The organism is Pseudoalteromonas sp. HL-AS1 (genome assembly GCF_031198785.1).
Taxonomy (GTDB): Bacteria; Pseudomonadota; Gammaproteobacteria; order Enterobacterales; family Alteromonadaceae; genus Pseudoalteromonas; species Pseudoalteromonas distincta.
In genome coordinates this window covers 1,377,123-1,389,851 of the sequence record NZ_CP133569.1, presented here as the reverse complement: position 1 = coordinate 1,389,851, position 12,729 = coordinate 1,377,123, and the positions used below count along the sequence as shown (strand labels likewise).

The following is a 12,729-nucleotide window of genomic DNA, read 5'->3' as shown; positions in this document are numbered from 1 at the left end:
TTAAGAAAATGACCGGTTGACCGATCCAAACGATCATGCAAAATCCGTAGTTAGGAAACTAACTACGGATTTTTTTGTGAATATAGAACAAGCACTGCAAGCAACACTTGAAGAAAGCAGCCGATACCATACCTTTGAAAAATTATCAGAAATTCTTGACCCTGAAATCATTGAACAAGGCTTTCAACAAGCAGGGATTGCAACCGTTCGTAAGCGAAGGTTACCGCTTGAGGCCGTTTTGTGGTCAGTTATTGGCATGGCATTGTTTCGAAAAGAATCGGTTTGGAATATCGCTAATAAGCTAGATATCATGTTACCTGGCAAGAACCCACTCGTTGCTCCAAGTGCGATGGTACAGGCGAGACAAAGGTTAGGTGATGATTCCGTTAAACACGTTTTCAATAAATCTGCTCAATCAATGTATAAGCAACAGTCATTCGAAACATGGAATGGTTTGAACCTATTAGCTGTTGACGGTGTTGTGTGGCGAACAGCCGACACGCCTGATAATCGTAAAGCCTTCTCTTCAGGTAGCAACCAATACGGTGATACAGCCTTTCCTCAAATACGCATGGTCTGTCATATGGAATTGACCAGCCATCAACTTCTCAGTAGCGAGTTTGATAACTATAAAACCAACGAGATGAAATTAGCTGAGCGTTTAATTGAACGTACACCAGATAATTCACTGACTATGTTTGATAAAGGATATTATTCTTTAGGCCTGTTAAACCGTTGGCATCAAACTGGGGAGATGAGGCACTGGCTGATACCAGCAAGGCCCGACTTACAGTATGAAATCATCTCCAGCGCGGGTAAAAATGACCATATCATTGAATTGAAAACCACAAAGCATGCACAAAAAAACTTTCCCGATGTTCCTGAAACGATTAAAGCGAGATTAATCAGTAAAACAATAAAGGGCAAAAGCTACCGTATATTAACCTCGATGACGGATAGATTGCGTTATCCAGGTAATGAAATTGTTGAATTATATTGTCATCGTTGGGAGATAGAACTTGGGTTTAGAGAAATCAAACAAACCATGCTTGATAGCGCATACCATTTAAGAAGTAAGCGTCCAGACATGGTGCGTCAGGAGCTATGGGCCGTGTTACTCGCCTATAATTTAATACGAAGAATAATGACGATGGCGGCGACAGTCACAGGGATATGGCCTAACCAGCTTAGTTTCTCTAGCAGTTCGATGGCTGTCATTCAGTATTTCTCGTCAGTATCTATAATGAGCCCAGGGAACATTCCAATACACTGGCAGCACTTACTCGATACACTGGTCTTATTTAAGCTTCCAGCTAGACGAGAGGATAGAAGATATCCCCGATGGGTTAAGCCAAAACCATCTAAGTATCCCCATAAAAAGAAAAATGCCAGTCAGCTTAACTGACTGGCATTAGCGCATGCGCTCCTTTTTAGTGGGTATTAAGCTAAAACAACAGTCACAGCTTGTAGCTTAAACCTAAGAATAAGCGTGGGCCGTAGTCATTCACCTCACCAAGGTTACCTTCAACAAAGAAATCTTGTGATTTAAGTGCGCTGAACAAATTAATTGCTTCTGCTTTAACTCTGAAGTGCTCATCGATTTTGTATGATGCGCGCATTTCCCACACACCTACACCATCAACATAACGAAGTCGAGTACCATTTGTAGTATATGGTTGAAAATACTCACTACGATATTTGTAAATGACGGCAGTATCAAATCCACCAATTTGGTAGTAGAGCTGGCTGCTAAACACGTGCTTAGAGAAACCAGGTACTGAAGCCGACTCAATAATACCATCTTTTAATTGCGTTGTATTACCATCTACGTCAGTCTCAAACGTATCGCCGTATAAGCTATCTTGGAACTCAAAATCAGTGTCTGCATAGTTGTAACCAAACTTCATACCGATGCCGTTATCCCAGCGATAAGAAAATGAAGCTTCAAGACCTAATATTTCACTGTCATCATCTGACGTAACAGAGTTAGTAATTGGTAACGAAACTGTTTCACCACCAACAGTAAAATCTTCAATTACTGTTTGCTGTTGAAAGCCGCCGTTGAACTGTTTGTAGTATAAGCTTAACGCTAAGATTGAATCTTCGTTAGGGTACCATTCAAACGCAGCATCATAGTTCCACGACATAAGCGGTTGAGTGTCTGGGTTACCAGAACCATTTACACCGACTAATAAATCGCTGATTGAAGTTGCTGTACCATCTTTATCTTCTTCGAACGTACGGCTGTATCCTAAATCAGATGGATCTGCACGCGACATACCACGATATATACCTGCACGGAATAAAATATCTTCGCTGTAATCAATAACTAGATTAAAACTTGGTAAATACTTAGTGTAGTCACCACCGCTTTTTATTTTATCCAGTGAACCGTTATCAGACTCACGCAGAGAAAGTACACCTGTGTCGCTTGTTACTACGTCAAAGCTATTTCTAAAACCAATCGAAGTTACTTCTGTGTCTACAATACGAAGACCAAAGTTACCGCGAATGAATTTGCCAAACATTTCAGTATCGTAATTCGCCATTAAGTACACTGATGTTGTTTTTTCTGTTACATCAATTGTACCCGTATTTTCATATTCAACTTCTGGGTAAGCAAACACACCATCAACGTTAGAACCAGCTACAGCTTGTGAGAAACATACGTTGTCGTATGTAGCCCATGATGAACCTGTACCGCTAGCTACAACGTTACCGTCGCTATCAACATTTGTTACGATATCGCCATCAGATACACTCGATAAAAAGCCTGATTCAGGGAAATCGATTTGACAACCTTGTAATACGTCAAGCGCTTCAGTACCAGAGTCTAGTGTAAATTCGTTTCTTGAACCGTTACCTTGGCCACCACCATACTGTAGGAAGGTCATTTCAGATGTTCTTATACCACCTTGGACACTGGTAAAAACATTGCCATCTAGCGCATAGTCAAAATCTAGTCGCGCTGAAATAACTTCGTTTTCACGAACATTTTCACGATCAAGTCGTGTTCTTAGGCTATCTGTAAAGTTTGAAATATCTGTTACGTCAAAGTCTGTTAATGTGAAATGAGGGATTTCATCGCCCATATCCCAAGAAAAGAAAGTTTGGCTTGAGGTTCTACCACGGTTAGATATTTGAAGTTCTTCGCGTTCTGTTTTTGAGTACGCTAAATCTAAATCAACAGTTAATCTATCTGTAACTGTATGTTCTATATTTATGCCATAACCTTGGTAGTTTTCTTCACGAGAAAATTGCTCACCCGCTGATTCAATGCGCTCTTCACCTTCCCAATGTAAAATACCGCCTACATCGTTAGTTACAAGTGTTGGACCGGTTACACCAGGTGTTGCTCGTTTTTGTAAAAAGATTAAATCGTGGCGTGCTTCTTTTTGTGTTCTATCTGATATTTGTGCATCAAAGTTAACATCCCAATCAGCTGACGGCTGGTACTGCAGTGCAAAAAACATTGCATCACGCTCATCTGATGTTTCGTTTTGGCGGTAACTACGGCTACTACCAGCCCAAGCATACGGAGTACCATCACTTTCGGCTTTACCCGTTTCAGGATCAATTTTGGTTTGGTAGCCTTGGTTTTTTAATTTTTCGCCACTTACTTGATCTTCACAGTCGCCTGCTTTACTACGATAAAAACCTTCATTGGTATTATTTGGATCGTTTATACACGCCCATAATGAAGAGCCTGATGGGCTAGAGCTTCTGTATTCAGCTTCTGGTTGACTAATATCTTGGCGCTGTACACCAAAAGACACACCTATGGCTTGGCCATTATCAAATTCAAACTGGTCAACATAACTAAACGTGCCACGGTAACCCGCGTCACTTTGAAGTGAGTTATCTACATTACCTTCATCTGGGTTGTAATTTAGTTTAACTTCAGCTGATACACGTTGCTTGCCAAAATCAAGTGGAGTTATAGTTTCAAGTGCAATAACACCTGCAACACCGCCTTCAATCATTGACGCATCTTGCGTTTTATAAATTGCTACTTTTTTTACAAGTTCAGACGGAAACTGCGAAAAGTTAACTGAGCGGTCACCACTACCATTAGTCGCTTCACGACCATTAATGTGTGTTGCACTTAAAAATGGACCAAGACCACGGATAGTGATTTCTGTAGCACCACCGTTTTCACGGTGAGATGCAGCACCTGTAATTGATTCAAGTGCTTCGCCGATAGAAAGTGCTGGTAAATCACCAATGTCTTCTGATGATAAGCCATCAACAACGGTTGTTGACTCGCGCTTGATCGCTATTTGATCTTGTATCGTTCTACGCGTACCTGTAACACTAATTATTTCAACGTCTTCTTCAACTTCTGTCGCTTTTCCCTGATCTTCCTGTGCGCTTGCTGTAAATACGCAAGAACTTGCCATACCTGCGATGACCGCTGTTCTTACCCATTTTGCAACTGGGCGCATTGCAAACTGCCCTGTTGTAGAATTATTGTTATCTCGTGACTTCAACGACATTTTAATTCTCCGCTGGTTGTTGTTGTGTGATTTTAGTGTGTTAGCTTGTTATGTTGATGTATATTTTATGTAACCTTTAACATTAATATACTTAAACGAAGCACGATGTTCAACCAATTTTAGATTTAAATATTACCAATAAGTATACCAATTACCATTTATTACCATTACCACAATGTCAGATAGGTTTAAAGCGAAGAATACGAATAATTGAGAACAAGGAATGATTAGTAAAATTCAATCAAATAAAACTAGGTACTCGGAGCTAATAACACCCAAGTTTGAAGGATTAATTAATGCTGTTACTTAGTAGGTATTTAAGAAATTAGATTCTGATACCTATTGAGTAAGAGAAGTGGATATTAGGAATGCGTTAGATAAATTGTTAAAAAGTAGGGGTTATTATCTTGCCCCTACTTTATTTATATACTAAGTGATGCTTTATAAAATAGCGTTATTATAAAACTCTACAGGCTCATTTGAACCCAAAGCAACAGGCACACGCTGGTGCAAGCTAGTTGGCGCAATATCTAAAATTCGCGTTCCTCTAGAGGTTGCTTTACCACCCGCGTTTTCAACTAAAAGTGCTAACGGGTTTGCTTCATAAAGCAGTCTTATTTTTCCGTTATCGTTACCACTGCGTTTATCTTGTGGATACAAAAATAACCCGCCTCTGCATAATATACGATGAACGTCGCCTACCATCGCAGCATTCCAGCGCATAGAGCTTTTTTCAAAGCTTTCACAGGTGTAAAGCAACTTATCAAAATACACTTGTGTCGGTTCGTCCCAATAACGGTAGTTAGCCATATTAACGGCAAATTCACGACTTTGTTCTGGCACACTTAACTGCTTGTTTGTTAGTAAGTAACCGCCATGTGTTGAGTCTAATGTATAACAACGCGTTGGGCCGCCAGTACTCATTACAAGTAATGACGAGGGGCCGTAAAGCACATAGCCCGCGCAAACTTGGTTTGCACCTAATTGGTTAAATTGCTCATCGCTATCATAGGGCACATCACCTCGGGCTAAATAAATAGTAAAAATAGTGCCTATTTGGCCATTTACATCTATGTTAGAAGAGCCGTCAAGTGGGTCAAATGCCACTATAAACTTTCCCTCTGGGTTGGCTCCTACTGCGTGGTCTTCTTCTTCTGACGCTACAGTTCTCACTGAGCTGTCCTCTAGCAAAATATCTTTAAGTAGTTGATTGGCTATTACATCAAGCTTTTTTTGCACTTCACCTTGAATGTTTTCATTTAAGGTTGAACCCAAAACACCGGCCAATTCACCTTGGCTTACTCTAAAAGCAATTTCTTTGCTGGTCGCTAAAATTGTGCGAATAAGTAAAATAAGGTCGGTTTGTACGCCATCTTCTTTTAATACTGTATTTAGTCTTTTCATGCGCTATACCTATTTACACAATTTAGATCGTTAAAACACTGAACAAGCCTTGCAACCATACTTTGCTCTGAATGGCGAAGCCATACGCGTGGATCATAGTATTTTTTATTGGGTTTATCGTCCCCATCTGGGTTACCAATTTGGGCTTGTAAGTACGCTTGCTTGCTAGTGTAATAATCTAAAATACCGGTCCAACACGCCCATTGGGTGTCGGTATCAATATTCATTTTCACTACGCCATAGGTTAAAGATTCAACAATTTTGTCGTACTCTGAGCCACTACCACCATGAAATACAAAGTTAATTGAGTTAGGGGGTAAATTAAATTTATTTGATACGTAAGCTTGTGAGTCTTTTAAAATGGTTGGTGTAAGTACCACGTTACCCGGCTTATAAACACCATGAACGTTGCCAAAAGACGCCGCAATAATAAAGTTAGGGCTTATTTTGCTTAATCGCTCATACGCGTAAGCAACATCTTCAGGTTGCGTATACAGTGCAGAACTGTCTAGGTGAGAGTTATCAACACCATCTTCTTCGCCACCGGTACAACCAAGTTCAATTTCAAGCGTCATCCCTATTTTGCTCATGCGCGCTAAATAACGCGCACATATCTCGATATTTTCTTCTAAAGGTTCTTCAGATAAATCTATCATATGCGAACTAAAAAGTGGTTTGCCCGTTAACTCAAAGTGCTGTTCACCTGCATCGAGCAAACCATCTATCCAAGGTAGTAACTTTTTAGCAGCATGATCTGTATGTAGCATTACGGGGATTTCATAATGCGCCGCAACTGAATGTACATATCTTGCAGCACTTACCGCCCCAAGCACAGCTGATTGTTGCTCTGGTAAAGATAAGCTTTTACCACAAAAAAATTGTGCTCCACCATTAGAAAGCTGAATAATAACGGGCGAGTTTTTCTTTTTAGCAGCTTCTAGCGTCGCATTTATAGATGTTGTACTAACAACATTTACCGCTGGCAACGCATATTGATTAGTACGCGCGTGTTCATATACAGCACTTACTTCATCGCCAACGATTACGCCTGGCAGTATTGTTGGGGCTAAATAATTCATTTATAAGATCCTTTTTACTTTAAAGCTTGGATACAAGAATCGGTAATTGCTTGCCAATTTTCTTGTTCAACCCACTCTTTTTTCGCTATCCAAGTACCGCCAACGGCGAATACATTATTTAAAGAAAGATAGTCCATTTTGTTACTTTCGCTAACGCCACCTGTAGGACAAAAGCTGACTGCTCTAAATACTGACGACACAGCTGACACAAAAGGAGCGCCACCGGCAAGCGATGCTGGGAATAATTTTTGCTCTTCAAAGCCATACTCAAGCGCCATTAAAATATCACCGGTGTTTGATACACCAGGAAGTACCGGCACATTACATTTAGCAAGTGCTTCAAGTAACGTAGGAGAAACTGCTGGCGTTACAATAAAGTCAGAACCCGCTTCAAGTGCTTGCTCCAAAATATCAGTATTGATGACTGTTCCCGCACCTACTTTTAGCTCAGGCACCTGTGCTTTAATAGCTTTTAATGCCTCTATTGATGCCTCTGTTCTTAGCACTACTTCAACTAAAGTAAGCCCAGCATTGGCCATAGCTTTCGCTATTTGAACACCTTGCTCTGGAGTATCTGCTTGAATTATAGGTAGCAGTGTTTGTCCTGCCATAAGTTCAGAAAAGCGAGTCATAACGTTGTTCCTTTATAAAAAGTAATGCGGCCGAGGTATGGCGGCCTTTAATGTTTAATTATTTTGTTATACCAATTGCATTAAATTAATGAGCTATTATAGCGACAAGAAAATAGCTCAATAACAAGGCAAAAATTATGATACATAGTTGCTCTATATAAATAATTTTTAACGTAGTTAGTGAGTTATTTAATACGCTAAGGTGATCATGTTTTTAATAAAATTGGTATCACATGCCAGCTTCAGCCATTGCTAGCTGAAATATATCTTTTGGAGCAATAGCACCTGGTTGCTGTATAACAGTCCCTGCCGCTTTTGCAGCAAGTTGTACAGCACTTGAAATTGATTTATCAGATAAACGTGCACCTAAGTAAACACCGTTAAAGGCATCGCCTGCGGATGTCGTATCTACAACATTTGTTACCGGTATTATGGTGTGGCTTTGAAGCGTATCGCCCTCTTTTGTCACTACCGATTCAGGGCCATTTTTAACAACAATTTCTTCAATTTGGTAAGGCTTTAAATATTCAACAACTGCTTCTACGCTATGAACGTCATAAAGTGTTGTTAAATCTTCAACGCCTGGTAGGGTAATATCTGCAAACGTAAAGGCTAAATGATACTGCTCTTTTGTTTCCTCTACACTATTCCACAAACGTGCTCTGTAATTAGGATCAAAAACGATTTTAACCCCAGCATCTTTAAGCTGCTTTACAACTTTCCAAAAGTCTTCACGTGCACTTTCTTCAATTATTGCTAATGAAATTCCTGAAAAGAAAAACATATCACCTTGGCTAAGCTGCTCGAGTGCATCAGCATCTAAAAAATCAACAACCTTTTTAGCTGCAGAATCATTGCGCCAATAAATAAAGCTACGCTCACCATGCTCATCAGTTTCTATGTAGTACATACCAGGTACTTTGGTGTCGTGAGCAAATACAAGTTGCGTATTTATTTGTTCACTCTCAAAGCGTTCTAGCATTTTTTTACTTAAATTATCTTGACCTAAAGCCGTAACAACCGAAGTAGTAACCTGCGGGAAGCAACGTTTTAAATACACTGCAGAATTATAAACATCGCCTGCAAATGATTGGTGCAGTGTTGCCGCGCTCATAGCTCTAAGCTCGACCATGCATTCACCGATAAAGTAAATATTTTTCATCTTGGAAGTTACCCTATGTAGTTAACTGCTATGCACATATACAAAATATGTTGGCATAGCAGTTATTATCTAGATTATTGAGGCTTTTTAAGAGGTTCTATTTTTGGAATTAAAATCCAAACAGCTGCCATTGCAATGATGGCTAAAGAAGCACCAATTACAAATGCTGGTGTGTAGTTACCATCAGCGGTAAGAAAAGGTACTAGCGATGTAAGACCTACAGCACCAAGCTTTGCCGCCATACCAGAAAAACCTGATAATGTACCCACTGCTTTTTTACCTAACAAATCACTTGGTAGTGTTTGCACGTTACCAATTGCAGTTTGAAAACCAAATAAGATAACAGCCATAATTAGTACCGCTGTTGTTGGTCCGCCTGGGTTTGCCATTGCAAGTAGCGCTGGTAACATAATTAAACAACCCAGCGTAATAGTAAGCTTACGTGTTTTATCTGTATTCCAACCTGCTTTGAGTCGGTTTTGAGCCAATAAGCCACCAAACCAAGCACCAAACATAGCGCCAACATAAGGTACCCAACCGTATATACCAATAGATTTAACATCCATACCGTATACTTCGTTTAGGTAAATAGGGATCCAAAAAACAAATAACCACCAAATTGGGTCAATTGCGGCAGAGGCAATGATTACACCCCAGCTTTGCTTACGAGAAAGTAACTCAGCAGTTGTAGGGTTATATTCCTCTTCGTCTTCACCAGTTACATCACCGTTGTCATCAACACGTCTTTGACCCGTTAAGATATATTCACGTTCTTCGGCAGTCAGCCAAGGATGTGAGCTAGGCGGTGCTTTAACTAAAATTAACCATGGAACTAACCAAAGGAAACCTAATGCACCAACAAAAACAAACACCATTTGCCAGCTAAAGTAGATAGTTAAATAAGCAATTAAAGGAATAGCAATAATGCCACCAATTGCGGCGCCAGAGTTAAAAATACCCTGTGCTAAAGCACGTTCTTTAGTAGGGAACCATTCTGCGTTACCTTTAGCTGCACCAGGCCAGTTACCGGCTTCTGCTACACCTAAGATTGCGCGAAAAATACTAAGACTGAGTACACCTTGTGCAAATGCATGCGCAACGGTTGCAATAGACCAAACACCTATTGATAGTACAAAACCGAAGCGTGTGCCCACCCAGTCAAATATTTTACCAAAGATTGCCTGACCAAATGCATAAGCAAATACAAACACAATAGAAATATTAGCGTATATTTGTTTGCGTTCTAGCGCTGATTCATCAGGAAATAAATCTTCAACAATGTCCGGCCAAAGCACACTAAGTGCTTGGCGGTCGATATAGTTAATAATGGTAGCTAGCGCTATTAGCGCTATAACCCACCAACGTAAGCCTTTAAGTTGCATAATTAATCCTCAAGAAAGTCTTCACGCGCTGGGCTAAAAGTATCAATCAGGATTCCGCCTGTTGGGCAGGTAGCTCCATGATCAGCAAATGGTGGGATTAAGCAGCTATCACCCGGTTTTAAGATTTTAGTTACGCCATCAATGTTAAAGTGAAACTCACCTTCAACAACATACGTTACTTGAGAATGTCTGTGAGCATGGTTATAACCAATAGCCCCTTTCTCAAACCAAATTTTAACAGCCATTAGCTCTTCGTTATAACCTAGCATTTGACGTTTTAGACCATTTCCTAAGTCTTCTATTTCGGTCTCGTTACCAAATGAAAAGTTTGCGCTTTGCTTTTGCATCCTATTTACTCCTGATTATTGTTCATCATATAAACGCCTAATCGGCCATTTAAAGTGAACTCTTTATTTTGATAATTGAATGTGTTTTTAGCTGAGATTGGTGCTTTATTAATAGCCACTAAATATGACTTGCCTTTAATATCAAGTTCAACAAGTGTTAAATCGCCCTGCTGACTATATTCAAGCTTTGTAACTCGACTAACTGCTTCTAACGTATATTCTTTACTTGGATTGTATTCACCGTGTGGCTCTAATACAGATATAAATTTATGATGCTTTTGACTCTCAACACGACGAATAAAACCGTTTTCGTTGCGTAAGTTAAAATCAGGGTCGTTTGCGCCTATTTGAGTAAACAAGAAAGACTCATCACCTTTAACCAAACTCGTTTGCGTATAAAAGCGACCATTTTCGTTTAACCACGTTACTTTAGCTAAACCACTTTGAGGTTGCGCTTGAGCTTTAAGCCATAGATGCTGGTAGCCATTTTTAGTACCTAATGCAGCGAGTTGTGTTGCATTCGCTTTTAGCTCAAAGCTAGTGTCTATAAGCTGACCTTTATAATGCAAAGGCAAATCAAGCTGATGCGCTTTATTTGCTGCAACATCAAATATATCAAGTGCAACTGTGCTTTGTAGTTCAGGTAAGTTAATAAGTGCAAGCGTACGTTCAAGATCAACGCCTTTATAAGCTGTGCTTATTTCGCCGCTTGAAACCGTGCCGTATTCATTCGTTTCGAAAAAGTTAAGCGTAGGGTAATTACTATTTCCTACTTCAACATTTGCATTAAAATGCGTTGTTTCGTCAACCACTACCGTATTGTGCGCAACAGTGTGTTTAGCGTAAGTTTCGTTTTCAAGTAAATAACGACCGCCGTATTTAGCTTCTACATTTAAAAAACGTGCTGCGCCATAATCAGATACAATTTCATTACCGTGGTCGTAAAATTGCCATGTTAGTTTATCAAAATGACCGTGGCCTAAGCCTTGTGCAGCAGGTTTAAATAGTAGAGCTTGATCGCCACCTACCTGCGTTCTCATTACAACTAGAGCACCTTGTTTACCGTCATTACCATCGCCGAAGGCAACAGATTTAAACGAATAAGGTTTTGCCATGTTGTTATCTAGTGCTTGAGCTACTTTTAGTCCATCACCAGAGAGAATTATTTGGTCTTGTTGCTTAGCAATATCTAAATAACCCGCATCGTTGGTTAAGCCATATGCTGCCGTTACACCATTAACTAACTCAATAGTATCGATACCTTTACTTTTTATTGCATCGTTAATTGGGAAAAACAAACCGTTGTAGCTAAGCTGAATCGTCGTATCAATCGCTTTTAATAATATGCCATCGCGATATTCAAAGATTTTTCGTTGTGGTTCGTTGTTTTCAATCGCTTTAGCAAACGTTACAAAGGGTAATAGTGCAAAGCGTTGATAGTAAGGACCTTCGTTATAGTAACCTTGTGGTGAAAACAGCATCTCTAGCTGCTTAATAAAGCCTCCTTTACCCGACTTTTCTAAATCGTATAATGATTTTTCTACCCACTCAGATTCGCCTAATACATACCCGGCCATGCCAACACCCGCTGTTGCCCATGTTCCATGGTTGTGTACTTTATTAAATGTAGAGGGTTGGCCTACTGATGTGAACAACGAAACAGGACGTAGTAAGTCATCCTCGATTGTTTTAATGTTATCGGCATTTAACGAGTCATGAATTAGATCATAAGCTTGTATTGTGTACACAAGCCACATTGCTTCATTTAGGCTTTGCCAAAAAAACTTACCTGGATTTTGCGAGTCCATTTTACGTTTTGGATGCAGACCAAGTGTTGGATATAATTTTGCATACTCAAGCAACATATCACGTACATAGTTTGCGTATTTATCATCTTGGCTTAATTGATAAATAATGCCCGCGTTGTACATAAGTTGGTAATTTTTCTTGTGGCGTTCATGTGTATAACCACCACCACCGTCTTTTGGAACGGGTACAGTTATAGGCTGTGCAATTTGCTCATCAACTTGTGCTTTTAGCGATTCAAACGCAGTAGCAAACTTTGTGCTACCGTTGCTACTAATTGCTTGGCGCATTTGCTTAACATCATCAGTAGTAATCACTAAGTTTGGGTGCGCTGCATGCGCCCCCAGTGATGTAAGTAATGTAATTGCAGCTACAGCAGCTATTTTAAAACGTGTTTGGCATTTTAATAAGTACATAGTAT

The 12,729-nt window shown here is 39.8% G+C and carries 9 protein-coding genes; 1 reads left to right on the top strand and 8 read right to left on the bottom strand.

Translation table 11 applies throughout. The annotated features are described in order from the left end of the window. Positions 1–76 precede the first annotated feature (76 nt). On the top strand, positions 77–1,405 hold the full coding sequence (locus RB214_RS06545; protein WP_375144338.1) for an IS4 family transposase: 1,329 nt from the start codon (positions 77–79) through the stop codon (positions 1,403–1,405). 52 nt (positions 1,406–1,457) lie between these two features. Here RB214_RS06545 and RB214_RS06540 read toward each other — a convergent pair whose 3' ends face one another. From RB214_RS06540 to RB214_RS06505, 8 genes are all read right to left on the bottom strand, one after another. Beyond that, positions 1,458–4,496: a TonB-dependent receptor gene (locus RB214_RS06540; protein ID WP_309168628.1), complete on the bottom strand. Its 3,039-nt coding sequence runs from the start codon at positions 4,494–4,496 to the stop codon at positions 1,458–1,460. Positions 4,497–4,937: 441 nt separating this feature from the next. Continuing rightward, a complete protein-coding gene (locus tag RB214_RS06535; RefSeq protein WP_309168627.1) occupies positions 4,938–5,900 on the bottom strand; it encodes a class 1 fructose-bisphosphatase in 963 nt (320 codons plus the stop codon). Then, on the bottom strand, positions 5,897–6,979 hold the full coding sequence (gene fbaA / locus RB214_RS06530) for a class II fructose-bisphosphate aldolase (RefSeq protein ID WP_309168626.1): 1,083 nt from the start codon (positions 6,977–6,979) through the stop codon (positions 5,897–5,899). Before fbaA ends, RB214_RS06535 begins: the two co-directional genes overlap by 4 nt. Before the next feature lie 14 nt (positions 6,980–6,993). Then, the gene (eda, locus tag RB214_RS06525; protein ID WP_058154918.1) at positions 6,994–7,611 is read right to left on the bottom strand and encodes a bifunctional 4-hydroxy-2-oxoglutarate aldolase/2-dehydro-3-deoxy-phosphogluconate aldolase; all 618 of its coding nucleotides are present in this window, start codon (positions 7,609–7,611) and stop codon (positions 6,994–6,996) included. A gap of 229 nt (positions 7,612–7,840) precedes the next feature. Then, positions 7,841–8,773, bottom strand: coding sequence for a sugar kinase (locus tag RB214_RS06520; protein ID WP_309168625.1), 933 nt, complete (start codon positions 8,771–8,773; stop codon positions 7,841–7,843). Between the two features lie 74 nt (positions 8,774–8,847). Continuing rightward, on the bottom strand, positions 8,848–10,155 hold the full coding sequence (locus RB214_RS06515) for an MFS transporter (protein ID WP_002962964.1): 1,308 nt from the start codon (positions 10,153–10,155) through the stop codon (positions 8,848–8,850). 2 nt (positions 10,156–10,157) lie between these two features. Then, positions 10,158–10,502, bottom strand: coding sequence for a cupin domain-containing protein (locus RB214_RS06510; protein WP_002962963.1), 345 nt, complete (start codon positions 10,500–10,502; stop codon positions 10,158–10,160). Positions 10,503–10,507: 5 nt separating this feature from the next. Next, positions 10,508–12,724: a heparinase II/III family protein gene (locus RB214_RS06505; RefSeq protein ID WP_309168624.1), complete on the bottom strand. Its 2,217-nt coding sequence runs from the start codon at positions 12,722–12,724 to the stop codon at positions 10,508–10,510. Positions 12,725–12,729 lie beyond the last annotated feature (5 nt).